This is a genomic window from Baekduia sp., assembly GCF_035318805.1.
Taxonomy (GTDB): Bacteria; Actinomycetota; Thermoleophilia; order Solirubrobacterales; family Solirubrobacteraceae; genus Baekduia.
In genome coordinates, this window is record NZ_DATHDY010000016.1 from 80176 (window position 1) to 105083 (window position 24908).

Below are 24908 nucleotides of genomic sequence, written 5' to 3' on the forward strand. Positions count from 1 at the left end.
AGCCTCGCGGCTACATCTTTGATGTGGAGGGGAAGGGCGCCGGCACCGTCGGCGCCCTTGTCTTGACGAACGACGTCTGGAACGACGTCATGAGCGGTGTGGCCGCGATCCCTATCCGCAGCCCAGCCATCCAGCCATATCCCGGCGCGATCAGGATCAGGGACATTGGGTGGATCGATCTTCCAGCGATGGCTCACATGCCGCAGGGCCGCCTTACCCAGCCGCTCTACAAGCTGACGGCCCAGGCCATCGAGCGGACCGAAGACAAGCTGATTGACGTGTTAGCGCTCGTCGATCTCTGCTGTGGCGACCCACTGCCTCCTCATTCGCCAGCCGGTGCGGTGACCTATCCACGATGGGGCGACATCTACTGGGTCAAGGGCTTCGATACTGGGGGGCAGGACAAGCGCTACGTCGTCGTGTCGCACGATCATCACAACGCCGCCAATGGTCGCCCTTTTCTCGTACGAACAACGTCAGCGCCGAAGCGCAACGCCCAGGATTTTCCTCTCGTCCAAGACGGCGCAGTTCACACCTGCCCCGGCGAACTACAGACGGCTCAGGCGGACTGGGTGGAGATGACCAAGCGGCCAAGGCCCGACGCGCTGAATGTGGCCGATATGGCCGCGACGGCGTACGGCTTGATATCGACCTTTCAGCTTGAGACGGCGATCGTTCGCAACGGCGGCGAGCTGCGCGATTGACGCCCGGGTCGTGTTGAGCTTCTGCGTAGACGACATCCACCCGCACCCCGATCGGCTGTTCGAGCGCGGCGTCTGGGAGTACGTCGTCCGGCCGGACGGGCTGAGCGGTCACGGGTGGGTCCACGCCCAGGACACCACGAGCCCCCTGAGGGCCGCCGGAGGCCCGTACACGGAGCTGTCGCCGTGGGAGCGGCGGCACCTACGTCAGCGTCGCGCGGTGGGAGCACGGCCGCCGACGACGCCGGTAGCGTTAGGACTTGCTGAAGGGATCTCATCTCCCCTGAGGCGGACCAAGCGAGCGGTCTCCCACGAGGCCGCTCGTTTGCGTTGGGGCGATGGGCCGGTCAGGTCGATGGGTAGAGCTCTTGGAGAACGCCGGCTCGGTCAACGACCGACTGGCGCACCTTCTTACGCGTGCCGTTCCTGATCGCACCGACGCGCTGGGCGTCGACTCCAAGTTGTTCAGCCATTTCGCGGTCACTTTCGCTCCGTCCGATGAGCCAGTACCGGAACGGCGTGGCGGGGAGGAACGGGTCTGGTTCTTCCGGCCGGGGTGCCGCTTCGGCGCGGGCGTAGGTGGCGTTCGGAGCCGGCGCTGGTCGGGGTGCGGGGCGTGGTCTGGGGGCAGTGACGGGGAGGTGAGCGGGGACTTCGGCGTGGTCGGTCTGCCGCGGGAGGCCGGGCGCCCGAGGGCGTCGGGGTGGGCCCCGCGGAAGGCGTGCCTCAATCGATTGGGCCCACTCGACGCCGGAGGGCGTGGGCCTGTTTGGCGCGGTGTCGCCGCGGCCGATGGGCCCACCTTGGGGGGCGTGGGCGGGAGGACGGTGGGGGTGGGCCTGTTTGGCGCGGTCTCGCCGCGGTCGATGGGCCCACCCGACCGGAGACCATGGCGGACGCCCCGGGGCGCCGACACCGCCGCTACGCACGCTCTCGTCACTGCCCGGCCGACGACGTCGGCGGCGCGATCGCGCCGGCGCTGCGCGCCGGGGGCGCGTGCGGTGCGGTGGCCCGCCCAGCCACCGCGCCGGCGCTGAGCGCCGGGGCGCTTGCAAGCGCGGTGGCCCCGCCGACCCAACCGCCCGCCTCAGCCCACGTCCTCATGCGGCCCGCCCGGGAACTGGGGGCCGCGTGTGGGCTTGCCTGAGGCGCACCAGGTGCCGAACCAGGTGCCGTGCCAGACCGAGTCGATCACGAAGGCCACGAGGCCGAGTCCGACGATCGCCGAGATCACCTGTGACATGCGTCCCCTCCGGGAGCCGTGGGTGAGGCGGAGTGCGCCTGACCGGATCGTGCGCCTTCGTCGGTGCCACGACAAGGGCTTCAGGCGCCCACCGTCCTGCCGAGCACCTTGGTGTGGACGCCCTGCCGCCCGCCGATCCGTCGTTGCTGCCCGCCCTGCGGGAGCAGGGTGGTGCCCTGGGCCAGCAGTTCGTCGACGTCTTCGTCGGCTTCCGGCTGCATTTCCACGACGACAGCGAGGCCAGCGCCTTCGTACGTCACTTCCGCTTCGCGTCCACCCGCTCTGGCCTGCGCCAGGAGGACGGAGGCGTCGTGTGGGTCGGCTTCCACGGCTGGGCCTTCGACGCCGCCGACGCCCAGATCCAGGCGGCGCTCGCCGTCCGCCACAGCGCCGTCCGCGCTCGCGTGCGCCACATCCCCGAGGCCACCGACGCCGAGATCCGTCCCACCGGCAAGCGCCTGCTGCAGCCCGACAAGGCGCGCCGCGAGCGTGACGAGCTGCTGGCGCGCCTCTCCGACGAGGTGCCGGACATGATCGCGACCCGCAAGGCGCTCGGCCCGGGCGCGCGGCACATCGCCGAGGGCCGCCGCCAGGCCGCCCAGGGCCCACGGGCGTCCGCGCCGCCGCCGGGCTCCGCGCCGCCGCCGGGCTCCGCGCCGCCGGCCGCCGACGCGCCGCGCCCGCGGCGGCGCAAGCTCTTCGGACGCTGACGCACGTCCGGCGGGAAGGATCCGCCGGGGCCGGTGTCTGACCCGATGGCCACTCGTCCATCTGCTCGAAGGGAGCCTCCATGGCCAGCTTCACCTCGACGTCCCGACGCATGCTCATCGCAGCGTTGGCTCTCCTGGCCGCCGCCGCCGCTGCGCTCCTGGTCGCCCGGGATCAACCGGCCGACGCGGCATCCACCCATACCGTGAAGCTGTCGGCCGACGGGCAGGGCAAGCTCAAGTTCAACAAGACGAAGCTGACGACGACGCACGGCAAGGTCACGCTGGTGATGACGAACCCCAGCGGCTCCGGCAAGCCCCACGGCGTCGCGGTCGAGGGCCACGGCGTCGACAAGGACGGCAAGACGGTCTCGCCGGGCGGTGCCTCGAGGGTCACCGCGACCCTCAAGAAGGGCACCTACGAGTTCTACTGCCCCGTAGACGGCCACAAGGCCGCGGGCATGGAGGGCAAGCTGGTGGTCAAGTAGGCCGGTCGGCCCGCCCGAGCAGGTCGCGCAGGAGACCGTGTCGCTGCGGCACCCCCTACGCGGCGGCCTGCTCGGCCCAGTCGCGATAGAGCTCCCAGTAGCGACCCTCGGCTGCCAGCAGCTCGTCGTGCGTTCCGGACTCCACGATCCGCCCGCCCTCGAGCACGACGATGCGCCCGGCCTGGCGGATCGTCGACAGGCGGTGGGCGATGACGACGGCCGTGCGGCCCGCCAGCAGGCGGCGCAGCCCATGCTCGATCACCGTCTCGGTGTGGAGGTCGACGTTGGACGTCGCCTCGTCGAGCACCAGGATCGACGGGTCGGCCACCAGCGCGCGCGCGAACGCCACGAGCTGGCGCTGGCCGGCCGACAGCTGCACGCCGCGCTCGCCGATCTCGGTGTCGAGGCCGTGCTCCAGGCGCTCCACGAACTCCCAGGCGCCGACCGCGCGGCACGCGTCCTCCAGCAGCGCGTCGTCGACCGGGTCGCCGTCGGCGATCCCGAACGCGATGTTGTCGCGCAGCGTCCCGCTGAACAGGAACCCCTCCTGCGGCACGATGCCCATCTGGGACCGCAGCGAGCGCATCGTGACGTCGCGCAGGTCGTGGCCGTCGACGAGGATCCGGCCCGCGGTCGGGTCGTAGAAGCGCGCGGCCAGCTTGGCCAGCGTCGACTTGCCCGCGCCGGTGGCGCCGACGAGCGCGACGGTCTGCCCCGGCGGCACGTGCAGCGACACGTCGGCCAGCGCCGTCTTCGTGCCGTCCGCGGTGGAGTAGGCGAACGTCACGTCCTCGAACGCGATCTCGCCGCGCAGCGGGCGCGGGAGGTCGGTCGCCCCCGGCTTGTCGGTCAGGTCGGGCCGCTCGTCGAGCAGCTCGAAGATCTTGTCGAGCGCCGCCATGCCGGACTGGTAGGTCGTGTAGACCTGCGACAGCTGGGAGATCGGGTCGAAGAAGCCGTTCAGGGCGGCGATGAAGCCGACCAGCACGCCGACCGTGACGTCGCCGTTGAGCACCTGGTGGCCGCCGTAGAGCAGGATCCCGACCGTCGCGATCGCGCTGACGAACTCGACCGCCGGGAAGTACGCGGCGTTGAGGTTGACCGTCGTCATGTTCGCCTGGCGGTTGGCCGCGTTGAGCTCCGCGAAGCGGTCCAGGTGGCGCGGCTCCTGGGCGAACGAGCGCATGACGCGAATGCCCGACAGCGTCTCCTGCAGGTAGGCCGTGATCGCGCCGATCGTCTCGCGCGTGCGCTTGAACGCGTCGGCCGAGGCCAGCCGGAACGCGAACGAGCCGACGGCCATGACCGGGAAGATGAGGAACGTCAGCAGGGCGAGCTGGACGTCGAAGAAGAGCAGGATCGCGATCGAGCCGACGAGCGTCAGCGACGCCTGGAACAGCGTCGTCACCGCGTCGGTGACCATCGCGTTGAGCGCCTCGACGTCGTTGGTGAGGCGCGAGATCAGCACGCCCGCCGGGCGCCGCTCGTAGAAGCCGACGGGCATCTCCTGCAGGTGGCGGAAGATGTCGAGGCGCAGGTCCTGCAGGGCGCGCTGGCCGACCCAGTTGGTCAGGTAGGTCTGCACGTACGAGGTGGCCCACACGATCAGGGCGCTCACGATGAACAGGACGACGATGACGTTCAGCGCGCCGAGGTCGCCCTTGGTGATCCCACGGTCGATCGCCTGCTTGGCCAGCGGCGCCGGCGCCAGCGCGGCCGCCGTGCCCAGCACGAGCGCGACGAACATCAGCGCGGTGCGTCCCCGGTAGGGGCGCAGCAGCTCGACCAGGCCCTGCAGCTTGCGCTTGCGCCCGCCGGTCGCGGCCAGCCGCCGGCGCAGGTCGTCGCGGCGGCTCAGGCCCTCGGCCTGCTCGTTCCTCACGCCGTGGCCTCCATGGGCGCGCGCCCGGGAGCGAGCCCTGTGGGCGAGGCTCCCGCCCTCACAGGCCCGCCACCTCGCGCTCGACCGGGTTGCGGTTGAGGAAGACCTGGTCGGGCAGGCCCTTCTCGACGATCTCGGCGTACAGCGGCGACGCGTCCAGCAGCTCCTCGTGGCTGCCCTGCGCGGCGATCCGGCCGTCCTCGACGACGACGATCGTGTCGGCCAGCGCGATCGTGCTCAGGCGGTGGGCGATGATGAACGTGGTGCGGCCGGCCATGGCCTCGCGTAGCGCCTCCTTGATCTGCTGCTCGGTGGACGCGTCGACCGCGGAGGTCGCGTCGTCGAGCACGAGCACGCGCGGGTCGGCCAGCAGCGCGCGGGCGATCGCGACGCGCTGGCGCTGGCCGCCGCTGAGCGTCAGGCCGCGCTCGCCGACGCGGGTGTCGTAGCCGTCGGGGAGCGTCGCGATGAACTCGTGCGCCTGCGCGCGGCGCGCGGCCCGCTCGATGTCGGCGCGGTCGACCTTGTCCGCGCCGCCGCGCGCGTAGGCGATGTTGTCGGCGATGGTGGTGCTGAACAGGAACGGCGCGTCGTCGACGACCGCGATCGCCTGGCGCAGCTCCACGGGGTCGACGGAGCGGACGTCGGCGCCATCGATGAGCACCGCTCCGCGGTCGACGTCGTAGAGCCGTCCGAGGAGCTGCACGAGCGTGGTCTTTCCCGAGCCGGTGGCGCCGACCAGCGCGACCGTCGTCCCGGCCGGGACGTCGAGCGAGACGTCGTGCAGCGTGGGGGAGGACGTGTCCTGGTAGCCGAAGGTCACGTCGCGCAGCTCCACGTGGCCGTTGCCGGCGGGCAGCGGCCGGGCGCCGGCCGGCGCGGTGATCGCCGGCTCGCGGTCCAGCAGCTCGAAGAGGCGGGCGCCCGAGGCGGTCGCGCGCTGGGCCAGGCCGAGCGACATGCCGAGCTGGCGCATCGGCCCCAGCAGCATCAGGAGGTAGGCGTAGAACGCGGCGAAGTCGCCGAGCGTCATGTTCCCGGCGACGACGCGGCGGCCGCCGATCAGCAGCACGCACGCCAGGCCGATCTGCGGCAGGAAGCCGATCAGCGGCTGGTAGAACGCGCTCAGCCGGGTGGCGATCATCTCCTGGTCGAACACCCGGCCGGTGGTGCCGGCGAAGCGCTCGAGCTGGCGGTCCTCGCGCGCGAAGGCCTTGACGACGCGCACGCCGCCGATCGACTCCTCGGCGTCGGCGGTCAGCTCCGCCAGGCGCTGCTGGACGGCCTGCTGCGCGGGTCGCGCCCGGTGCCCGTAGCGCGCGGCGATCAGCACCACGAACGGCACCGGCACGAGCGAGATCACGGCCAGCAGCGGATCGACGAGCAGCATCGCGACCGCCGCGAGGACGATCGTCAGCCCCGACTGCAGGATGAACACGAGGCCGTAGCCGAGGAAGAACCGGACGGCCTGCAGGTCGACCGTCGCGCGCGACATCAGCTGGCCGGTCTGCTGGCGGTCGAAGAACGCGAGCTCGAGCGAGAGCAGGTGCGAGTACAACCGCTGGCGCAGGTCCTGCTCGACGCCGAGCGACACGCGCCCCGCGACCAGCCGGCGGGCGACGGTCAGCACGAGGCGCCCGACGCCCGCGATGGCGATGAGGATGCCGAGGCGGTCCAGGTCGGAGCTGTCGTGCGCGCGGATCTGGTCGATCGCCTGACCGGTCAGCCACGGGATCGTCACCGTCAGGGCCATCGCCACCGCCGCGAGCAGGGCCGACAGCACGACCGCGGGGCGGTAGGGCGAGAGGAAGCGCAGGAGTCGCCGGAACGTGGGCACGAAGGGTCCAGTGTAGTTGCACAGGAAACGAACCGCGCAGCGTCCGGTCCGGCCCCCGGCGTGGAATGCTGCCAGGACGATGGCCACCCGATCGTTCGGCCTGTGCGACACGTGCGTGCACCAGAAGCTCGTCCGCAGCGGTCGCGGGTCGACGTTCTCGATGTGCCGCATCGGCCTGCGCGATCCCGACTGGCCGAAGTACCCGCGCATGCCCGTGCTGCGCTGTCCGCGTCACGAGGCGCGGCCCCGCAACGAGGCGATCTAGATGCGGGGGAGGCCGAGCACCAGGTGCGGTGCCGCGGCGGCGACGTCGGGGGCGACCGGCGCCGGCGCGATGGCGCCGCGCGTCCCGAACTCGAGGTCGCCCCTGCACTTCGGGCAGGCGCCGAGGATCCGCAGGCCGTCGGCCATCGCCGGGGTGTTCCACGTGAACCCGCAGCCCTTGCAGCGCACGGCGAAGTCGTCGGTCATCAGGGAGCCCATCGGCGAACGGGGCGCCGGGCTTGACTCGGCCGTTCGTCCACGCACGCCCGATCGGCTCACGTCGCCATGTCCGCACGTCGATCTTCTGCGGCCGCAGCGGGTACGGTTGCGCGCCTCATGCCGCGCCGCGTCCTCCTCGCCCTGATCGCCTCCGTCGCCGCGCTCGCGGTCGGGCCGGGCCCGGCCTCCGCCCTCGACACGCACGTCTGCGCGAGTTCCTCCGCTTTCCGGTGCGGAACGGTCACGGTTCCGCTGGACCGGAGCGGGCGCGTCCCGGGCACGGTGAAGCTGTCGGTCGCCGTCGAGGCGCCGCGCCAGGGCGCCAGCGGGTTCCTGCTGGCGCTCTCGGGCGGCCCGGGCCAGCCGTCGATCCCGTTTGCCGAGTCGTTCCGCGCGTCGCTGGCGCCGGCGCTGGCGCACCGCCGGCTGGTCGTGTTCGATCAGCGCGGCACCGGCGCGTCCGGCGCGCTCAGCTGCCCGCCGCTGCAGGCCCTCGGCACCCTGGACGTGGTCAACACGCGCATCGTGGAGCGCTGCGCCAACGCCCTCGGCCCACGGCGCCAGTTCTACACGACGACCGACTCGGTGCTCGACATCGACGCGGTGCGCGCGGCGATCGGCGCGCCGAAGCTCGAGCTGATGGGCGTCAGCTACGGCACCTACGTCGCCGCGCAGTACGCCCGCCGCTTCCCGGCGACCACCGACGGGCTCATCCTCGACTCGGTCGTCGGCCCCGACGGGATCGACGCCTACTTCCTCGACACGTTCCAGCGACTCCCGCGGGTGCTGACCGAGCAGTGCGCCGCCGGGCGCTGCCGCGCCGCGACCGACGACCCGGTCGCCGACCTCGGCCGGCTCACGCGGGCGCTGGCCAAGGCGCCGCTGCGCGGTGAGGTCCCCGACGCGCTCGGCGTGCCGCACGCCACCGCGGTCCACGACGAGTCCGAGCTGCTGCTCATGATCATGTCGGGCGACCTCAACCCGTTCCTGCAGGCCGCGCTGCCCGGCGCGATCGCCGCGGCCACGCGCGGAGACGCCGCGCCGCTGCTGCGCCTGCGCCGCTACGCGCAGGGGCCGCCGACACCGGTCAGCGAGCTCAGCTCGACGCTCAACGTCGCGACCACCTGCGCCGACGTCAAGCTTCCCTACACGCTGCTGACGCCCTACCCGGACCGCTGGACGCTGTGGCGACACGGCGTCGACGGCGTCCCCGACAGCGCGTTCGCGCCGTTCAGCCGCGCGGCGGTGACCGACACCTCGGTCGCGCACGACTGCCTGCGCTGGCCGTGGGGCGACACGCCCGCGGGCCCGTCGACCGACCCGCTGCCCGACGTCCCCACGCTGCTGCTCAGCGGCCGCCTCGACACCCGCACGCCGTTGGAGAACTCGAACGAGATGGTGCCGCTGCTGCCGCACGCCCAGCTGCTGACCGTCGCCGGCACCGGCCACGACGTGCTCGACAGCGACATCACGGGCTGCGCGGCCCGCGCGCTGCGGCGCTTCGCCGACGACCGCGCGATCGGCACGCCGTGCAGTGGCAAGGACAACGCGGTGCCGGTGCTCGCGCGCCCGTCGCGGTCGCTGTCGGCCTACCGCCGGCCGCCGGGCGTCCCCGGCAACCGCGGGCGCACGCTGTTCGCCGCGCTCGACACGATCGTCGACGCGCAGGTCTCGGCGCTGCAGACGCTCTACGCGGGCTTCACGCACGTCCAGGGCGGCGGTCTGCGCGGCGGGCGCTTCTCGGCCTCGGCCAACGGCGAGCGGCTGCGCCTGCACGACTACGAGCTGGTGCCGGGGCTCACGGTCACCGGCGCGCTGCGCGCCTCGGACACGGCCGACGCCGGCACCGTCACGGTCGACGGGCCCGGCGAACTGGACGGCCGGCTGCGCATCACGGCCAAAGGCGTGGTGACCGGGCGCCTCGGCGGCCGAGCCGTCCGCTACGACCCGGCCAAGGACACCGGGAGCTCGGCGGCCATCCGCGCCGGCCGGTCGCCCGAGGCACTGCGCCTGCCGTCGCTGGCCGCGGCGATGCAGCGGGCGCGGAGGGTCGCGCTGCCTGCGCTGGCGGTGCGCGGCTGAGTGGAGCTCCCTCACTGGCAGAGAGGGGTCAAACAGGCCGTTCGGCGCTCGCTGCCGTGTCAGCCCTTGGCACGTGAGGCGCGCGCCCGCAACGCGTCGGTGCAGTCTTCGCGAAACTCGAGCCTCCGCTGCTTATCCACGTGTAGGTGTACGGCGCGATGACGGTGAGGCCGCCGACGGCGATCGGGCCGTCCGCCCGCGTCGGCAGGCATCGTTGGGCTGAAGCTCCTCCACACGACTTAAAGGCCGCGAGCCACCCCGGCGGGGTGGCTCGCAACGTCCGGATCCCGGCGTGAGCGCGGGGTAGCGCGCTGCGCTAGTTGGCGCAGTTCCAGGCCGACAACTTGCTCGTCGACGTGCTGTTGTAGGTCTCGTAGGTGTTGTCGTTGAACCCGTTGCTGGACAGCGATGCGTCCTGCGTGCCGGGGACCGCGCAGTAGTTGCTGCCGTCGTTGCGCTTGAGCAGCGACCAAGCCGAGCGCCGATTGACCATGGACGAGGCCAACTGGTTGCAGCTCCCCAGCGACTGCCACACCGAGGTGGACTGCCACTGGCACTTGTTGCCCCCGAAGCTCCCGTCGGTGAAGACGCAGAACCAGGGAGACACGCAGTCAGACGCTGCCGCGGCATACGCCGTGGCGCCATGGTGCTTCGTCTTGCGCGCCGCCGCCGCGGTCGGCTGGGGTGCCCAAGGTCCGCTCATCATGGCGTCTGGGCCAAAGATGACCATCCACTTGCTCGCCCTCTCGACAGGGATCAGGTCGTCGGCCAGTGGAAGCTGCTTGACCTCCGCGGGGGCCGTGGCCCATTCCCCCGGAGCAACCACGTAGGCGACGGCCCGTTGGCCGTCGCTTCCGGGGGTGTTGTAGGCGTAGTAGCCGCTGGTTCGGATATTGGCCAGAGCCTCAGCGTTGGGCACGGTCGGCAAGAGCACATTCTGCGCTGCCGAGTTGTCCGGGAGAACTCCCGGACACGAGAGGCCCTGACATGCCGAAGCGCTGGCGGTGGACGCCATGGCGGTCACGACAGCGATCGCGGCCAAAGCAGACAACAGCTGCTTTCTCATCTGCCATCCCTTCCCTTCAGATGCTCGGGGTCCTCCCGAGCGCGGACCGCCACGGATGCCATCCCTGGTCGGCCCGGCGAACCTACGGGCGTCCGGACACGCAGACAATAGGACTACTGTAACTGCACCAGTTTTGAAGTGCTAGCGAACGCTTAAGCGATTAAAGCGGCCTCGTCGTTTCGCCGCCGCCTGGACTAGCCGCGTTCGCGGGGGCCGAGGTGGGCTACCTCGGCCAGGGCGGACAGGCGTGGGCGGCGTCGGGGCAGTAGCGGAAGTCCCCGAGCGCCTGGCCGGCCTTGCCGGGGACGAGATCCTGCGGGTCTGCGGTGAAGTCGAAGCGCGCGACGAGGTTCCCCGCCTGGTCGTAGCCGGTCAGTGAGCTCGGGCGCCGGTTGGTCTCGATGACGATGCCGAAGGCTCCCGTGAGGCGATCTGCCGTGACCGGTGGGCCGTCGTCGGCGTAGTTGAACCGGATGCGGGTGACGGTGCTCGAGACCAGCCCGAAGAGCGGTCGGAGGTCGTGTCGCCCGTTGGGGAGGAAGCGCCCGGGCCCCACGAGATCGATGCGCTGGCCGGACAGCCGGCGGCGCCAGCCGTCGATGGTGTCGGTCTCACCGAATCCGGCGAGCGCGAGGGTGAGCTTGTCGCCTTGGCGGATGGCGACGAGCTTCTCGCCGCCCGCCTGCGCGAGGACGCGCTTCTCGCCGTCCTCGGCAGACACCCATGAGGGCACGTCCTCGCCGGCAGAGACGGGGCGGCCCGGTGCGGCGGCCTCGTCTCCCGAGATCCAGCTCGACAGGGTGCCGTAGACGTCGTCGACGGCGGCGCGCGTGACGGGAACGGCATAGGTGCCACCGGCCACGGCCGCGATCGCGCCGAGCGAGAGGGCAAGACGAGCAGCCAGGTGCACGTGGGGCCGCGAGCCGGGCCAGAGCCGCGCCAACCGGCGCGCGGGGTTCGGGCGCATCCAGCGGTGCGCGTCGCGTTCGGCGAGCTCGTCGAGCTGCTCGCCGAAGGTCTGCAGTGACGGAAAGCGGTCGAGCTGGTTCATGAGATTCCCTCCGCGGAGATCTCGGGCGTCAGGGCCGTGCGTAGGTGGCCCAGCGCCCGCGACACGCGCATGCGAGCGGCTGGTTCGGTGATGGCCAGGCGCTGCGCCACCTCGGGGTAGGGCAACTCCTCGACGACGCGCAGGCGCACGGCGTCGCGGTAGCCCTGGGGCAGGTCGTCCATCTGCTGGGCCAGCAGCGCACGGAGGTCTGCCATGTCGCCGAGCTCTTCGACGCGCTGGAGCTCCTCAGGTTCCGCGGCAGGGCGCTCCAGGCCCAGGCGCGCGAGCGCGGCGCGATCCGCGTAGCCGCGCTGCAGGTAGCCGGCCAGCTGCCGCTGGGCGATCGTGTACAGCCACGCACGCGCTTCGGCATCGGTGTGGCCGCGAAACGTGCGCCGCCCGGCGTAGGCCTGGGCGAAGGTCTCAGCGGTCAGGTCGAGCGCCACCTCGGCGTCGAGGACGCGACGGGCGAGATATCGCGTGATGGCGACGGCCTGCTCGCGATAGAAGTCACCGAACGCCCGCGGTTCCTGCTTGGAGCGCGTGAGGGAGGACTCGGCCATCGCTCATAGAGTGGCGAGAGAGCCGGCGGCTGTAACAGGGTCGTCGTGAGGGGGGCCTCGAACGACCGTGAAGCCCCTAACGCTCAGGCGACGACCGCACCGCCGCCCCTGACTGCATCTACGCCTTCGCCTCGGGCTCGAAGTCGCCCTCGTCGAAGTCGAAGGACTCCTCGGCCTCGCGGCGCCGGCGGTTGCGCGACCCGAGGCCGACGACGCTGCCGACCACGATCCCCATCAGCGCCGTGAACGCGACCGGGAGGATGATCCCGTCGCCCTTCTGCAGGCTGACGGTCGCGACGGCGATGGCGAGGCCGACGCAGAACACGAGGACCCCGACCAGCGGCCGGGCACGGTAGAAGTCCACGACGGAGCGCACGCCCGTGACGGTAGCCGCTGGCCGGCCGGTCGCGCGCCACGAGCGCGAACACGCCGGGCGAAGACGTGTCGACACCGCGTGCGACTTTAGGTACGGTAGCGTTCCTCATGATTGGCACGCGCCCGTTCCTGACGTCCGACCCGCGTGAGTTGTGCGACACGGGGTCACTGCACGGCGATCTGGAGGCGCTGGCGCTGCTGGTCGTCGACCGCCTCAGCGGGCTCGACGCCGGGCTCGCCCATCGCCTGCACGACGCCTGGAGCGGCCTCGATCGCGAGCGCGTCGGGGCGATCCTCATGCGCGCCCGGCGCCGCGGCGAGCTCTCGGAGCCCGGCGCGGAGGCCGATCCAGAGTTCGTCCGCGCGATGCTCGTGGGGCCGCTGGCCTGGCCGCTGCTGACCGACACCGCGCCGACCCCGCCGCCCGGCGCGGTCGCCGCGCTGGTCTGCGCCTCGCTCGAACGCTGAACGCTCGGCGTTCGACGATCCTGGCGGGGCTGCGCCGATCCCGGATAGGCTCGGCCGGGTGGTGGGTCGGAGAAGGGTCCCGCGGGCGATCGTCGCGACGCTGGTCGTCGTGCTGCTCGGTGGGCTGCCGGGCGTCGCGGGCGCGCGGCGCGACGACCTGCCAACCGAGACGCGCGGCCCGGCGTCGGGCGCGACGGTGGCCGACGCCACGCACGGCGTCGCGGTGGAGTTCACCTGCCCGACCTACCATCAGTTCTCCTACGACGACGTGATCACGCAGCCGGCCGAGGGCTACCACGTGGTCCTGGCGCGCAGCGGCGAGGTCGGCGCCGACCGCCGGCTGCTGGCCGTCAACCGCGTGGAGACGCGCGACGCGATCCTCGTGGAGGGCAGGCTCGGCATGTGCACGGCGGCGCCCGACGACGCCGAGAACGGCCTGCTGCCGCCCGAGCCCGGCACCTACTGGTGGCAGCCCTATCGCGAGTGCGCGACCTACCTCTGCCCGGGCGGCGTGGAGGTGGGCGATCCCTCCTCGGTCACGGTCACCCGCACGGTCTGCAGCACCAACCGGACCGCGCTCGCCCGGGCGCGCCGCGACCTCACGGCCGCGCGGAAGGCGCTCGCGCAGCGCCGCACGGCCGGCCGCCGCGAGCGCGTGGCGCGCCTCGACGCCCGCGTGACGACGCTCCGCTCGCGCCTGCGCGTGGTGTACGGCTGCGCGCCGTAGGCGCGGGCCCGGTGGGCCTGTTGGGCCCGGTGCCGCGGCGTCGAACAGGCCAACACCTACACCGCCGCGATCTCCACGCGCAGGCGCTCGATCATGCCGTCGAGCCGGCGCGACACGTCGCGGACCGGGATGCGCAGGGCCTCGGCCACCTCGCTGATCGGGGTGCCGTCGACCACCATCGCCAGGATCGGCAGGTCGGACGAGTCGACCGCCTGCCCCGCGGCCTCCATCAGCTCGCGCGGCACCGGCGGCAGCACGCGGTCGCCGCGGGCCACGGCGCGCAGCGCGTCGTACAGCTCGGGCGCAGGAGCGCTCTTGTTGAGCAGCCCGTCGGCGCCGGCGAGGATCGCGGGGACGACCATCGAGCTGTCGGCGTAGGCCGAGTAGAGCAGCACCGCGGGCGCCGGGACCTCGCGCTTGAGGCGGCGGCACAGCTTGAGGCCGTCGGCGCCGGGCAGGTGGTAGTCGAGCAGGACGACGTCGGGCTTGGTGCGGTGCAGCGTCGGCTCGAGGTCGAGCTCAGACGAGGCCGTGGCCAGCGGGATGATGCCCGGCTCGGCGCGCAGCACGGCGGTGAGGCCGGCGCGCATGGCCGGGTGGTCGTCGACGATGAGCAGGCGGATCATGGGGTACCTCCGGGGTGGGGGAGAGCGAGGGCGACGGACGTTCCGCGCCCTCCGGGTCCGGGACCGATGTGCAGTTGGGCGCCGATGGTCTCGGCGCGGCCGTGCATGGAGCGCAGGCCGTGGCCGCTGGGCCGGTCGCCCGGCGGCATGCCGACGCCGTCGTCGGCGATCTCCAGGCGCGCGCCCTCGGGCGCGTCGCCCAGCGTGACGGTGATCTTCGTGCAGGCGGCGTGGCGCACGGCGTTGGTCAGCGCCTCGGCGGCGATGCGGTAGGCGTGAGCGGCGACGAGCGGCGGCAGCAGCGGCAGGCGGCCGAGCACGTCGATGCGGGCGAGGCCCGACAGCGTCAGCTCGGCGGCGCGCTCGCGCAGCAGCTCGTCGACCGGGCGGCCGTCCAGCGGCGTGCGCAGCTCGGCGACGCTGGTCTCCATGTCGGCGGTCGCGGCGCGCAGCTCCGACAGCGCGCCGCCGAGCAGGTCGTGGCCTTGGTGGTCGAATCCCCGCGGGTCCAGCGCGCTGACCATGAGGTGGGCGGCGTGCACGCGCTGCTTGGCGGAGTCGTGCAGCTCCCAGGCGATGCGCTGGCGCTCGGACTGCAGCGCGAGGCGCTCGGACTGGCCGCGCGCGGCGCGCAGGCGCTCGAGCAGGACGCTGGAGTACGCCAGCGTCGTGGTGACGACGACCGGCACGAACAGGTGCGTCGCCAGCGTCTCCAACCTGATGGTGTTGGTCAGCGTGTCGACGGGCAGCTTCTGGGTGAGCAGCGCCACGACCCCGTAGAGCCCTGAGAAGCCCAGTCCCCACGCGACGGCCGTGCGCCACGGCAGCGCGGTCGCCGGGAGGATGAGGGTGGTGAGGGCGAAGACGTAGAACGGGCTGCGCCAGTCGCCGCCGGCGAGGACGAGGCCGAGCGCCGCAAGCGCGTCGAGGGCCCACACCGCGGGCGCCCACTCCGCGTCCTCGGTCTGCCGCAGCGCCAGCAGGCTGATCGGCGTCCAGAGCGCGGTGATGACCGCCAGCAGCGGGTCGTCGTGGGTGACGCGGTGGACCAGCAGGAGCGCGACCGCCAGCAGCGCGCCGACCACCCGCGTCATCGACAGGAGGGCGAACCAGCGGTGCTGACGCAGGGTGCGCAAGGTGCTGAGCTCGCGTCGCCGGCCGGTCATCGGGGTCGAACCTTTCACGCGCACCTGAAGCGCGCATGAACGGATTCACATAGTCGTCACAGAGATCTCGACGTCGTCGCCCCAGAAGGAGACGTGACCGGCGATCGGGCTGCACTCGGCAAACGGCGCCTCGTAGCTCCAGGCGGCGTCGGCCAGCTCGGTCCCGTCGGCCAGCTCCAGCGTCCAGTAGGACGCGGTGCCCTTGTACGGGCAGAACGACGACGTGTCGGTCGGGCCGTGCAGCCCGGCCGAGACGTCCTCGCGCGGAAGGTAGAAGCGGTTGTCCAGGCTGGTCTCGCTCAGCAGCAGCGCGCGGTCGGAGGTCGCCACGAGCTCGCCGCGGGCGCGGACCTCGACGTGGCGGCTCGTGCGCCGGATGTCGACGCGGTGATAGGGGTCGGGGAAGGCGGTGACCTCCTCGTCCTCGTCGTACCAGCGGTCGAAGCGATCGAGGTAGACGCCGGCGAGGCCCGCCAGCCACGCGGCGGGCGCGAGGGGCTCGTCGTAGACCCACAGCGCGTCCTCGGCGACGCCGTCGCCGACCGTGACGGTGCGGTAGCTCGCGTCGCCCTTGAACGGGCAGTGCGTGGTCAGCGCGGTGCGCGACAGCGCGCCAGCGCGGACGTCGGCCAGCGGCACGTAGAGCCGCGGCGGCAGGCCGGTCTCGTGCAGCAGCTGCGCGTTCTCGGTGTCGATGACGGTCTCGCCGCCGAGCTCGGCGCGCACGCGGCGCGGCAGCGGGGTCAGCAGCAGCTTGTGCTTCGGCCCGTCGAGCGCGTAGTTCGTCGGGGCGGGCTTGCCCGACAGCGGACCGGGCGCGTGCGTGAGGCTCATGCCCTCGACAGTAGCCCCCGCGACGCGGTCGGGGTCAGGGCTGCTCGGTGATCCTCGCGCGGATCTGGTCGCGCTTCTCGCCCAGCTCGCGTTCCAGGCGGGCGATCTCGGCGCGGCGGCCGGCCAGCAGCTCGAGCTGGTGCTCGACGTGGCCGAGCGCCTGGTCGAGGATCTCGCGGCGCCGCCCGCTGTCCGGATTGCCGTGGCGCCACTCGTCGCGCAGCGCGCCGCGGGCCTCCTCGGCCTCGAGCAGCTCCTTGAGCTCGTCGAGGCTGACGCCCAGCAGCGTCCGGAGCCGCAGCGCGTCGCGCAGGCGGTCGACGTCCTCGGGCGCGTAGAGGCGATGGCGGCCGGCCTCGCGGTCGCCGCCGGCGGGCAGCAGCCCGATCTCCTCGTAGTAGCGGATGGTCCGCGGCGTGGTGTCGACCAGGCGGGCGACCTCGCCGATGCGCAGCCCGGCGGGCACGGGCACGGGCGCGGGCGCGGTGGTCGGGCCGGGGCTCATGCAGCCACCGCCTCGCCGGCTTGCGCCCGGGCGCTGCCCACGGCCTTCGGGCGCAGCAGCGACACGGCCGCGCCGGCGACCGAGGTCGCGGTGAGCACCCACAGCGCCAGGTGCATGTTGTGGATGAACGGCTGCAGCGCGGCGTCCGAGATGCCCGACGAGACGCCGGAGAAGATCGACAGCAGCACCTTGGTCGGCACCGCCGCGGTGATGATCGCCAGCACGAACGCGATCGACAGGACCGAGCCGGTGTTCTGCAGCATCATGCGCGTGCCGCCCGCGATCCCGCGACGGTGCACCGGCACCGAGCCCATCATCGCGGCGGTGTTCGGCGAGTTGAACATGCCCGAGCCGAGGCCGGCGACCAGCAGCCACAGCGCCGACCACCAGTACGACGTGCCGGTGCCCAGCGTGGTCATGCCGGCCATGCCGACCGCCGAGACGATCAGGCCGGCGGCGGCCAGCGTTCGCGCGCCGTGGCGGTCGGCGTAGGCGCCGGCCAGCGGCGAGGACACGAGCATGCCCAGCGCCAGCGGCGCGAGCTTGACGCCGGCGAGGATCGGGTCGTCGCCGAGCGCGCCCTGGAAGTACAGGACGAACACGAAGGTCAGGGCGAAGCGCGACAGGCCCGAGAGGAACGCGGCGCCCGTGGCGGCGGCGAACCCGCGGTCGGCGAAGAGCGAGAGGTCGAGCATCGGCGCGGCGGCGCGGCGCTCGATCGCCACGAACGCGGGCAGCAGGATCACGGCCGCGATCAGCGAGCCGATCGTCAGCGCGTCGTTCCAGCCGACGATCCCGCCCCGCGAGATGCCGAGCGTGAGCCCCGTGAGCCCGAGCACGAACGTGACCGTGCCCCACCAGTCGAAGCGGCGATCGAGCTCGGGGCGGACCAGCTCCTGGAGGACCAGCCCGGCCCAGAGCGTCCCGGCCAGGCCGAGCGGCACGTTGAACCAGAAGACCCAGTGCCAGGAGATCTGGACCAGCGCGCCGCCGAGGACCGGGCCGAGGACGAGGCCGATGCCGGCGACCATCACGTTGGTGCCCATCGCGACCCCGAGCTGCTCGCGCGGGAACGCGTCGGTCACGAGGGCCGACGCGTTGGCGAACAGCAGCGCGCCGCCGATGCCCTGGACGATGCGCCACAGGATCAGGTCGGTGCCGCCGGTGGCGAAGCCCGCGCCGAGCGAGGCGAGCGTGAAGACCGCGAAGCCCGCGACGAACGCGCGCTTGCGCCCGAAGAGGTCGCTGAGCCGGCCGAAGGTGAGCACGAGCACCGTCGAGGCGATCATGAACGCGAGGATCACCCAGACCAGCGTGAGGAGGCTGACGCCGAGCGCCTTCTCGAGGTCGGGCAGGGCGATGACCAGCGTGCCGGAGTTCACCGTCGCCAGCAGCATCCCCAGGCTCGTGCAGCTGAGCGCCCACCACTTGTAGTGCTCGTGGTCGGCGTCGACGCCGAGGCGGCGGCGTCGGGTGGTGGTGGGGGTGGGAGCGGCAGGCATCTCGTTCGATGGTACCCGAACTTATTCCTTACGTGAACGTCAGGTTCGCGCGAGGACGGTTGCCGCGGGACCGCTGAGGCCGTAGCGTCGAGCCATGAGCGATCGCGCGCCGTCCCGGGTCTGCGTCATCGGCGCCGGCTCGAGCGGGATCGCCACCGCCAAGGTGCTGCACGCCCGGGGCATCCCCTTCGACGTCTACGAGGTCTCCGACCGCGTCGGCGGCAACTGGGTCTTCGGCAACGTCAACGGGATGTCGTCGTCCTACCGCTCGTTGCACATCAACACGTCGCGCGAGCGGATGGAGTACTCGGACTTCCCGATGCCGAAGTCCTATCCCGACTTCCCGCACCACACCCAGATCGCGACGTACTTCGACGCCTACGTCGACCACTTCGGGTTCCGCGACGCCATCCGCTTCGGCACCGGCGTGGAGCACGTCGCGCGCCGCGACGACGGGGCCTGGGACGTGCGGATCTCGACGGGCGAGACGATCGCCTACGGCGCGGTCGCCGTCGCCAACGGCCACCACTGGGACCCGCGCCCGCCCGAGCCGCCGTTCCCCGGCCACGACACGTTCGCCGGCGAGCAGCTGCACGCCCATCACTACCGGACCGAGGACCAGCTGGCGGGCCGCGACGTGGTCGTGCTCGGCATGGGCAACTCGGCCATGGACATCGCGGTCGACGCGTCGTACACCGCGAGCCACACCTATCTGGCCGCGCGCCGCGGCGCGCACGTGATCCCCAAGTACCTGTTCGGCCGTCCGATCGACCAGATCGGCGGCGCCGAGTGGCTGCCGAGCTGGGTCCGCTTCCCGATCGTCCGGCTGATGCTGCGCCTGTCGGTCGGCTCGATGGAGACCTACGGCCTGCCGCGGCCCGACCACAAGTTCGCCCAGGCGCACCCGACGATCTCCGGGCGCATCCTCGACCGGCTGGCCCACGGCGCGATCGTGCCCAAGCCGAACATCGCCGCGCTGGAGGGCGACCAGGTGCGGTTCACCGACGGCAGCTCGGTCCACGCCGACCTGGTGGTCTACTGCACCGGCTACCGGATCTCGTTCCCGTTCCTGGATCCCGAGCTGCTGGCCGCGCCCGACAACGAGGTGCCGCTCTACCGCCACATGTTCCACCCCGACGTCGAGGGGCTCTACTTCGTCGGGCTGATCCAGCCGCTTGGCGCGATCATGCCGATCGCCGAGCGCCAGTCCGAGCTGATCGCCGACCACCTCCAGGGCCGGCACGCGCTGCCGCCCGCCGCGGACATGCGGCGCGCGATCCGCCGCGAGCGCGCCCGCACGCGCCGTCGGTACGTGGCGTCCAAGCGCCACACCATCCAGGTGGACTACGACGACTACATGCGGGCGCTGCGCAAGGAGCGCGAGGCGGGCGCCGAGCGCGCCGCTGGGGGTGCCGTAGGCGGCCGGCGAGGCCGAGGCCCACGACGGCCGGCCGTCGCCGCCGGAGGTGGGTCCCCCAGTCGCGATAGCGACACAGTCTCCTAGCTCTCCTGGGGCGACACGGTCTGCGGCCCCTCGATCGACAGGCGGGGCAGGCGCCGGTCCAGGCCCCTCGGCATCCACCAGCTCGCGCGCCCGAACAGGTGCATGAGGGCGGGCACGAGGATCAGCCGGATCACGAAGGCGTCGAAGAGCACCGCGGACGCGAGGCCGACGCCGAACAGCTTGATCGTGCGGTCGTCGCCCAGGATGAACGAGCCGAAGACCGAGATCATGATGATGGCCGCGGCCATGACGACCTTCCCGGTCAGCGCCAGTCCGTGACGCACGGCGAAGGCCGCGTCCTTGGTGTGCTCCCACTCCTCGTGCATGCGGGTGACGAGGAAGACCTCGTAGTCCATGGACAACCCGAAGATGATGGCGAACAGCATCACCGGGAGGAACGGCTCGATCGGGCTGGTCGTCTCCACGCCGATCAGCGAGGCGAGGTGACCGTCCTGGAAGATGAACGTGATGACGCCGAGAGCGGCGCCGATGCTCAGCAGGTTCAGCACGGCGGCCTTGGCGGGGATCAGCAGCGAGCGGAAGACGACCGCCAGCAGCAGCAGCGACAGGCCGATCACCACCCCGATGAACAGCGGCAGCTTGGACGACAGCACGTCGCCGAAGTCCACCGTCGACGCCGTGGAGCCGCCGATGCTGACGTTCAACCCGGAGCCGGGCTGGGCGATCCGCGGCACCACGTCGTCGCGGAGGTTGGTCAGCAGGTCCTTGGTCGCCGCGTCCTGCGGCTTGCTCGCTCCGATCACGGTGAGCGTCGCGGCGTCGCCCTGCTGGTTGAACGCCGGCGCGCTGACGGCCGCGACGCCCGGCGTGGACTTCAGCGTGCCCTCGAGCCGGGTGAGCTGGGTGCGGCCGGACGCGCCGTCGACGTCGGCGGCGAGCAGCAGCGGGCCGTTGAACCCGGGGCCGAAGCCGGCCGACAGCAGGTCATAGGCCTTGCGCGTGGTATGGGACGGGCCGTCGTTGCCGGCGTCGCCCGAGCCCAGGCGCATGCCGGTGACGGGCGAGGCGACGAGCAGCAGCACGACGAGCGCGCCGGCCGCGAAGGCACCGGGGCGCCGCTCGACGATGCGGCTCCAGCGGGCCCAGCCGCGAGGCTCGCCCTCGACCGACGCGACGCTGGGAACCGTCACGCGGCGGCCGAAGAAGCCGAGCAGCGCGGGCAGGAGCGTCAGGGAGCTCAGCATCGTCAGCGCCACCGCGGCGGCCGACGCGACGGCCGGGCCGTTGAGGAACGAGACGCCCAGCAGGAGCATGCCGAGCAGGGCGATGACCACGGTGGTGCCGGCGAACATCACCGAGCGGCCGGCCGTGTCCATGGCCGTCAGCGTGGCCTCGCGGACGTCGGCGCCCTCGGCGCGCTCGGTCCGGAAGCGGCTGATGATCAGCAGGGCGTAGTCGATCCCGACCCCGAGCGCGATCATCACCGCCAGCGTCGGCGCGAAGTCGGCGATCGCGAAGGAGCCCGTCGCGGCGTAGACGAGGCCCATCGCCGCGGCGATCGCGGCGAACGCGGAGATCAGCGGCATCGCCATCGCGGTCAGCGAGCCGAGGACGAGGATCAGGACGATCACGGCGACGCCGACGCCGATGAGCTCGCCCGCGCCGGTCGCGGCCTGCTGGGAGCGCTGGATGGCCTGGCCGCCGAGCTCGACCTGCAGGCCGTGGCCAGCGCCCTTCTGCGCCGTGTCGATCACGCGCTGGACGTCGGTCTTGTCGAGGTCGACGGCCTGCCGGTCGAAGAGCAGCGTGGCGTAGGCGGTGCGCCCGTCGCGGCTGATCGAGCCCTTGGCGGCCGACGGCGCGGTTGCGCCCGCGACGCTCGGGAGCTTGGTGACGCTCGTGACCACGCGGTCGACGTGCGCGCGGTTGGCGGCGCTGTCGAGACGACCGCGGTCGACGTGGAAGACGATCTGGCTGGAGTCGCCGGACTGCTGGGGGAAGCGGTCCTTGAGGAGGTCCAGGGCGCGCTGGGACTCGGTGCCCGGCAGCGTGAAGTTGTTGATGTAGCCCGAGCCGGCGGCGCCCGCGAGGGCACCGGCGGCGACGATCAGGGCGACCCAGAGGGTGGCGATCAGTCGGCGGCGGTCGTGGGAGAAGGCGGCGAGGCGGCGCATTCGGCGAAGATGGCACAGTCAGCGCAAGATTGCAACGAATGCAGAATTGCGCTGGATGCAGTTGTCACGAACGGCGGGTAGACTGAGCGGCGCAATGGGTCTTCGCGAGCGCAAGAAGGAGCAGACGCGGCGCACCATCGAGGACGCCGCGTTCCGGCTGTTCGCCGAGCGCGGCTTCCAGGCCACCACGGTCGCCGACATCGCCGCCGCCGCCGACATCGCCCCGCGCACGTTCTTCGGGTACTTCCCGTCCAAGGAGGACGTCGTCTTCTGCGACTTCGACGCGACCTTCGACAGCCTCGCCGGCGCCCTGCGCGAGCGCGCGGAGGGCGTCACGACGTTCGACGCGCTGCGCACCTGGATCTTCGAGATGTTCTCCGAGGGCGGCGACGGCGCGCTCGACCCGCACCAGGAGATCCGCCAGCGGCTCGTGCGCGAGAACGAGTCGCTGGCCTCCCACGAGAGCCACCTGCTCGGGCGGGTCGAGGAGCTGATCCGCGCGGCGGTCGCGGCCGACCTCGGCGACGAGGACCACGACCTCCGCCCGCGCCTCGTGGCCGCCGCGGCGCTCGCCGCCCTGAAGGCCATCCAGCCCCTCGACCCCGCCGAGAAGCACGCCAAGCCCTTCGGCGACGAGGGCGTGGCCCAGCTCGACGAGGCCTTCGCCTTCCTGGACGGCGGGATCGCCGCCCTGCAGGAGCGCCGCGCGGGGGCGCGCACGTCTTGAGCGGGCCCGGCGGCGGGGGTGCGGGAGACCGCACTAAGGGGTGCCGTAGGCGGCCAGCGAGGCCGAGGCCCACGACGGCCAGCCGTCGCCGCCGGAGGTGGGTCCCCAGTCGCGATAGCGACACAGTCTCCTAGAGGCAGCCGCATGGGCGGACGGGGGACATCCCTGATGCGCGGTCGGGCGGGCGAGGAGAGGATGCGCAGCGACTCCTCTCCCTGACTCCCCACGAGGCCCACCGTGATCTTCACCGCCCGTCCCGCCGTCGAGCTGGACACCCTCCGCCGGCAGTTCACCGGCGACATCCATGCGCCCGGCGACGCCGGGTACGACGACGCCCGTCAGGCGTGGAACCTGCTCGTCGACCAGCAGCCGGCGTTCGTCGCCGTGCCGCGGACCGCCGACGACGTCAGCGCGGTCGTGCGCTTCGCCCGTGAGGCCGGCCTGCGCGTCGCCCCGCAGGGCACGGGCCACAACGGCCAGGCGCGCAGCAGCCTGCAGGACAGCATCCTGCTCAACACCAAGCTGATGCGCGGCGTGCGGATCGACGCCGACCGTCGCCTCGCCCGCGTCGAGGCCGGCGCGCTGTGCGGCGACCTCACCGGCCCGGCGTCGGCGCTCGGCCTCGCGGCGCTGGCCGGCTCGTCGCCCGACGTCGGGCTCGTCGGCTACTGCCTCGGCGGCGGCATCGGGTGGATGGCCCGCGCCTTCGGCCTGTGCTGCAACACCATCACCTCGATCGAGGTCGTCACGGCCGACGGCGAGCAGCTGACCTGCGACCACGAGCAGCACCCCGAGCTGTTCTGGGCGCTGCGCGGCGGCACCGGCAGCGCCGCGGTCATCACCGCCATGGAGCTCCAGCTCATCGTGGTGCCCGACCTCTACGCCGGCGCGATGCTGTGGCCGTGGGAGCGCGCGAGCGAGGTCCTGCACGCCTGGCGCGAGTGGACGCTGGACGCGCCCGAGTCGGTCACGACGTCCGCCCGCATCCTCCAGGTGCCGCCGCTGCCGGACATCCCCGAGATGGTCCGCGGCCGCCAGTTCGTGGTGATCGACGGCGCGGTCCTGGGCTCCAACGCCTACGCCGACGAGGTCCTGGCCCCGCTGCGCGCGCTGCAGCCGGAGATCGACCTGTTCGCCATGGCGCCGCCCGTCGCGCTCAGCCACCTGCACATGGATCCCGAGCACCCGGTCCCCGGCATGGGCGACCACCAGATGCTCGAGGAGCTGCCGGCCGAGGCGATCGACCAGCTCGTCGCCGTCGCCGGCCACGGCTCCGGGTCGCCGCTGCTGGCGGTCGAGCTGCGCCACCTCGGCGGGGCGCTGTCGCGCATCCCGGCCGGCGCGGGCGCGTGCGGTCGCCTCGAGGCCTCCTACGTCCTGTTCGCGGTCGGCACGCCGATGACGCCCGAGATGGGCGCCGCGATCCCGCCGCGGCTGTCGCAGGTCATGGCGGCGCTGGCGCCGTGGAAGGCCTTGCGGCCCTACCTCAACTTCGCCGAGGGCGCCACCGACACGAGCACGGCGTTCAGCACCGACGCGTTCGCCGCGCTGCAGGCCGTCAAGGCCCAGTACGACCCGTACGACATCATCCACGCCAACCACGCGATCGCGCCGGCGACGCGGTAGCCGGTGGCGAGCGCGGGAGCTAGGGGTGGACCTTGCGCCCCTCGCGGCACATCGCCACGAACGTGGCGATGCGCCGCACCCGCGTCTCTGACCGCTTGGCCTCGTTGACGCGGTAGAGGATCGCGTAGCGGTTGCGGCTGTCCAGGGTGGCGAAGAACGCCGCCGCCGGGGCGTCGGCGTCCAGCGCCCGCTGCAGGTCGTCGGGGACCACCGCCACGCGCTGCCCGGCGTAGGCCGCGTCCCAGCGGCCGTCGGCCTTCGCGCGCTCGATCTCGGCGTGGCCCGCGGGGCGCATGCGGCCCGCGGCGATCAGCGCCTCCACCTTGTCGCGGTTGATCTTCGACCACGGGCTGCGCCGGCGCCGCGGGGTGTAGCGCTGCAGGAAGTGCGTCTCGTCCAGCGCCCGGCGCTGGCCGTCGATCCAGCCGCAGCAGAGCACGACGTCCAGCGCCTCGGCGGCCGTGACGGACGCGACGCCCGTGCCCTTCTTGGCGATCATGAGCCAGAGCCCGCGCGCGCTGCCGTGCTCGGCCTCCATCCAGGCCTCGAACGCGGCGGTGTCGGCGAAGCGCAGGACCGGGAGGTCGTCGGGGACGTCCGGGGCGGCCAT

At 72.5% G+C, this 24908-nt stretch carries 25 protein-coding genes; 10 read left to right on the forward strand and 15 right to left on the reverse strand.

Annotated elements, in window-relative coordinates; translation table 11 throughout:
- Nucleotides 1–23 precede the first annotated feature (23 nt).
- Nucleotides 24–704, forward strand: a complete 681-nt coding sequence (locus VK501_RS03305; RefSeq protein ID WP_324334608.1) for a hypothetical protein — start codon at nucleotides 24–26, stop codon at nucleotides 702–704.
- Nucleotides 705–1788: 1084 nt separating this feature from the next.
- Here VK501_RS03305 and VK501_RS03310 read toward each other — a convergent pair.
- Nucleotides 1789–1944, reverse strand: coding sequence for a hypothetical protein (locus VK501_RS03310; RefSeq protein WP_324334610.1), 156 nt, complete (start codon nucleotides 1942–1944; stop codon nucleotides 1789–1791).
- Between the two features lie 113 nt (nucleotides 1945–2057).
- On the opposite strand from VK501_RS03310, the gene VK501_RS03315 reads away from it, so the two are divergent.
- Nucleotides 2058–2654 (forward strand): hypothetical protein, encoded by a 597-nt coding sequence (locus VK501_RS03315; RefSeq protein ID WP_324334611.1) that lies wholly within the window; start codon nucleotides 2058–2060, stop codon nucleotides 2652–2654.
- Nucleotides 2655–2734: 80 nt separating this feature from the next.
- Nucleotides 2735–3139, forward strand: coding sequence for a plastocyanin/azurin family copper-binding protein (locus VK501_RS03320; protein WP_324334613.1), 405 nt, complete (start codon nucleotides 2735–2737; stop codon nucleotides 3137–3139).
- Nucleotides 3140–3194: 55 nt separating this feature from the next.
- Here the strand turns inward: VK501_RS03320 and VK501_RS03325 are convergent, their stop codons facing one another.
- Together VK501_RS03325 and VK501_RS03330 are read right to left on the reverse strand one after the other, a co-directional pair.
- Complete coding sequence (locus VK501_RS03325; protein ID WP_324334615.1) at nucleotides 3195–5021, reverse strand: ABC transporter ATP-binding protein; 1827 nt, start codon at nucleotides 5019–5021, stop codon at nucleotides 3195–3197.
- A 58-nt stretch (nucleotides 5022–5079) separates the two neighbouring features.
- The gene (locus VK501_RS03330; protein WP_324334617.1) at nucleotides 5080–6858 is read right to left on the reverse strand and encodes an ABC transporter ATP-binding protein; all 1779 of its coding nucleotides are present in this window, start codon (nucleotides 6856–6858) and stop codon (nucleotides 5080–5082) included.
- A 79-nt stretch (nucleotides 6859–6937) separates the two neighbouring features.
- Here VK501_RS03330 and VK501_RS03335 point away from each other — a divergent pair, with 79 nt between their 5' ends.
- Entirely contained in the window at nucleotides 6938–7123 is a 186-nt protein-coding gene (locus tag VK501_RS03335) for a hypothetical protein (protein ID WP_324334619.1), read from the forward strand.
- On the opposite strand, the gene VK501_RS03340 is transcribed toward VK501_RS03335, so the two are convergent.
- A complete protein-coding gene (locus tag VK501_RS03340) occupies nucleotides 7120–7329 on the reverse strand; it encodes a hypothetical protein (RefSeq protein ID WP_324334621.1) in 210 nt (69 codons plus the stop codon). The genes VK501_RS03335 and VK501_RS03340 overlap by 4 nt on opposite strands.
- Before the next feature lie 129 nt (nucleotides 7330–7458).
- Here VK501_RS03340 and VK501_RS03345 point away from each other — a divergent pair, with 129 nt between their 5' ends.
- Nucleotides 7459–9423, forward strand: a complete 1965-nt coding sequence (locus VK501_RS03345) for an alpha/beta fold hydrolase (RefSeq protein WP_324334623.1) — start codon at nucleotides 7459–7461, stop codon at nucleotides 9421–9423.
- Between the two features lie 316 nt (nucleotides 9424–9739).
- On the opposite strand, the gene VK501_RS03350 is transcribed toward VK501_RS03345, so the two are convergent.
- The 4 genes from VK501_RS03350 to VK501_RS03365 form a co-directional block, all read right to left on the reverse strand.
- Nucleotides 9740–10489, reverse strand: a complete 750-nt coding sequence (locus VK501_RS03350; RefSeq protein WP_324334625.1) for a peptidase inhibitor family I36 protein — start codon at nucleotides 10487–10489, stop codon at nucleotides 9740–9742.
- A 223-nt stretch (nucleotides 10490–10712) separates the two neighbouring features.
- Entirely contained in the window at nucleotides 10713–11540 is an 828-nt protein-coding gene (locus VK501_RS03355; RefSeq protein WP_324334627.1) for a hypothetical protein, read from the reverse strand.
- Nucleotides 11537–12103, reverse strand: a complete 567-nt coding sequence (locus VK501_RS03360; protein ID WP_324334630.1) for an RNA polymerase sigma factor — start codon at nucleotides 12101–12103, stop codon at nucleotides 11537–11539. Before VK501_RS03360 ends, VK501_RS03355 begins: the two co-directional genes overlap by 4 nt.
- A 118-nt stretch (nucleotides 12104–12221) precedes the next feature.
- Nucleotides 12222–12479, reverse strand: coding sequence for a hypothetical protein (locus VK501_RS03365; RefSeq protein WP_324334632.1), 258 nt, complete (start codon nucleotides 12477–12479; stop codon nucleotides 12222–12224).
- A 107-nt stretch (nucleotides 12480–12586) separates the two neighbouring features.
- Between VK501_RS03365 and VK501_RS03370 the strand changes: the two genes are divergently transcribed.
- Together VK501_RS03370 and VK501_RS03375 are read left to right on the forward strand one after the other, a co-directional pair.
- Nucleotides 12587–12946, forward strand: coding sequence for a TetR-like C-terminal domain-containing protein (locus tag VK501_RS03370; protein WP_324334634.1), 360 nt, complete (start codon nucleotides 12587–12589; stop codon nucleotides 12944–12946).
- A 61-nt stretch (nucleotides 12947–13007) separates the two neighbouring features.
- On the forward strand, nucleotides 13008–13673 hold the full coding sequence (locus tag VK501_RS03375) for a hypothetical protein (protein ID WP_324334636.1): 666 nt from the start codon (nucleotides 13008–13010) through the stop codon (nucleotides 13671–13673).
- A 56-nt stretch (nucleotides 13674–13729) separates the two neighbouring features.
- Here VK501_RS03375 and VK501_RS03380 read toward each other — a convergent pair whose 3' ends face one another.
- Genes VK501_RS03380 through VK501_RS03400 form a run of 5 tightly spaced genes read right to left on the reverse strand, consistent with a single transcriptional unit; the run spans nucleotide 13730 to nucleotide 18306 of the window.
- Complete coding sequence (locus VK501_RS03380; RefSeq protein ID WP_324334638.1) at nucleotides 13730–14299, reverse strand: response regulator transcription factor; 570 nt, start codon at nucleotides 14297–14299, stop codon at nucleotides 13730–13732.
- Nucleotides 14296–15465: a sensor histidine kinase gene (locus tag VK501_RS03385; RefSeq protein ID WP_324334640.1), complete on the reverse strand. Its 1170-nt coding sequence runs from the start codon at nucleotides 15463–15465 to the stop codon at nucleotides 14296–14298. Before VK501_RS03385 ends, VK501_RS03380 begins: the two co-directional genes overlap by 4 nt.
- A 45-nt stretch (nucleotides 15466–15510) precedes the next feature.
- On the reverse strand, nucleotides 15511–16299 hold the full coding sequence (locus VK501_RS03390) for a DUF427 domain-containing protein (RefSeq protein WP_324334642.1): 789 nt from the start codon (nucleotides 16297–16299) through the stop codon (nucleotides 15511–15513).
- Nucleotides 16300–16333: 34 nt separating this feature from the next.
- Complete coding sequence (locus VK501_RS03395) at nucleotides 16334–16804, reverse strand: MerR family transcriptional regulator (RefSeq protein WP_324334644.1); 471 nt, start codon at nucleotides 16802–16804, stop codon at nucleotides 16334–16336.
- On the reverse strand, nucleotides 16801–18306 hold the full coding sequence (locus VK501_RS03400; RefSeq protein WP_324334646.1) for an MFS transporter: 1506 nt from the start codon (nucleotides 18304–18306) through the stop codon (nucleotides 16801–16803). The genes VK501_RS03395 and VK501_RS03400 overlap by 4 nt, the downstream gene beginning before the upstream one ends.
- Before the next feature lie 94 nt (nucleotides 18307–18400).
- Here VK501_RS03400 and VK501_RS03405 point away from each other — a divergent pair, with 94 nt between their 5' ends.
- The gene (locus VK501_RS03405; protein WP_324334648.1) at nucleotides 18401–19810 is read left to right on the forward strand and encodes a flavin-containing monooxygenase; all 1410 of its coding nucleotides are present in this window, start codon (nucleotides 18401–18403) and stop codon (nucleotides 19808–19810) included.
- Here VK501_RS03405 and VK501_RS03410 read toward each other — a convergent pair.
- Nucleotides 19807–21945 (reverse strand): MMPL family transporter, encoded by a 2139-nt coding sequence (locus VK501_RS03410; protein WP_324334650.1) that lies wholly within the window; start codon nucleotides 21943–21945, stop codon nucleotides 19807–19809. The two genes, VK501_RS03405 and VK501_RS03410, sit on opposite strands and share 4 nt — an antisense overlap.
- 94 nt (nucleotides 21946–22039) lie before the next feature.
- On the opposite strand from VK501_RS03410, the gene VK501_RS03415 reads away from it, so the two are divergent.
- On the forward strand, nucleotides 22040–22672 hold the full coding sequence (locus VK501_RS03415; RefSeq protein WP_324334652.1) for a TetR family transcriptional regulator: 633 nt from the start codon (nucleotides 22040–22042) through the stop codon (nucleotides 22670–22672).
- Between the two features lie 237 nt (nucleotides 22673–22909).
- The gene (locus VK501_RS03420; RefSeq protein ID WP_324334653.1) at nucleotides 22910–24298 is read left to right on the forward strand and encodes an FAD-binding oxidoreductase; all 1389 of its coding nucleotides are present in this window, start codon (nucleotides 22910–22912) and stop codon (nucleotides 24296–24298) included.
- Between the two features lie 19 nt (nucleotides 24299–24317).
- Here the strand turns inward: VK501_RS03420 and VK501_RS03425 are convergent, their stop codons facing one another.
- Entirely contained in the window at nucleotides 24318–24908 is a 591-nt protein-coding gene (locus VK501_RS03425) for a YdeI/OmpD-associated family protein (protein WP_324334655.1), read from the reverse strand.

Bases quoted from the DNA above. Each gene is read 5' to 3' on its own strand.
- VK501_RS03310 (WP_324334610.1), bottom strand. From the start codon at position 1,944: ATGTCACAGGTGATCTCGGCGATCGTCGGACTCGGCCTCGTGGCCTTC.
- VK501_RS03320 (WP_324334613.1), top strand. From the start codon at position 2,735: ATGGCCAGCTTCACCTCGACGTCCCGACGCATGCTCATCGCAGCGTTG.
- VK501_RS03335 (WP_324334619.1), top strand. From the start codon at position 6,938: ATGGCCACCCGATCGTTCGGCCTGTGCGACACGTGCGTGCACCAGAAG.
- VK501_RS03340 (WP_324334621.1), bottom strand. From the start codon at position 7,329: ATGACCGACGACTTCGCCGTGCGCTGCAAGGGCTGCGGGTTCACGTGG.
- VK501_RS03345 (WP_324334623.1), top strand. From the start codon at position 7,459: ATGCCGCGCCGCGTCCTCCTCGCCCTGATCGCCTCCGTCGCCGCGCTC.
- VK501_RS03350 (WP_324334625.1), bottom strand. From the start codon at position 10,489: ATGAGAAAGCAGCTGTTGTCTGCTTTGGCCGCGATCGCTGTCGTGACC.
- VK501_RS03355 (WP_324334627.1), bottom strand. From the start codon at position 11,540: ATGAACCAGCTCGACCGCTTTCCGTCACTGCAGACCTTCGGCGAGCAG.
- VK501_RS03360 (WP_324334630.1), bottom strand. From the start codon at position 12,103: ATGGCCGAGTCCTCCCTCACGCGCTCCAAGCAGGAACCGCGGGCGTTC.
- VK501_RS03370 (WP_324334634.1), top strand. From the start codon at position 12,587: ATGATTGGCACGCGCCCGTTCCTGACGTCCGACCCGCGTGAGTTGTGC.
- VK501_RS03380 (WP_324334638.1), bottom strand. From the start codon at position 14,299: ATGATCCGCCTGCTCATCGTCGACGACCACCCGGCCATGCGCGCCGGC.
- VK501_RS03385 (WP_324334640.1), bottom strand. From the start codon at position 15,465: ATGACCGGCCGGCGACGCGAGCTCAGCACCTTGCGCACCCTGCGTCAG.
- VK501_RS03390 (WP_324334642.1), bottom strand. From the start codon at position 16,299: ATGAGCCTCACGCACGCGCCCGGTCCGCTGTCGGGCAAGCCCGCCCCG.
- VK501_RS03395 (WP_324334644.1), bottom strand. From the start codon at position 16,804: ATGAGCCCCGGCCCGACCACCGCGCCCGCGCCCGTGCCCGTGCCCGCC.
- VK501_RS03400 (WP_324334646.1), bottom strand. From the start codon at position 18,306: ATGCCTGCCGCTCCCACCCCCACCACCACCCGACGCCGCCGCCTCGGC.
- VK501_RS03405 (WP_324334648.1), top strand. From the start codon at position 18,401: ATGAGCGATCGCGCGCCGTCCCGGGTCTGCGTCATCGGCGCCGGCTCG.
- VK501_RS03410 (WP_324334650.1), bottom strand. From the start codon at position 21,945: ATGCGCCGCCTCGCCGCCTTCTCCCACGACCGCCGCCGACTGATCGCC.
- VK501_RS03415 (WP_324334652.1), top strand. From the start codon at position 22,040: ATGGGTCTTCGCGAGCGCAAGAAGGAGCAGACGCGGCGCACCATCGAG.
- VK501_RS03425 (WP_324334655.1), bottom strand. From the start codon at position 24,908: ATGGCCGCCCCGGACGTCCCCGACGACCTCCCGGTCCTGCGCTTCGCC.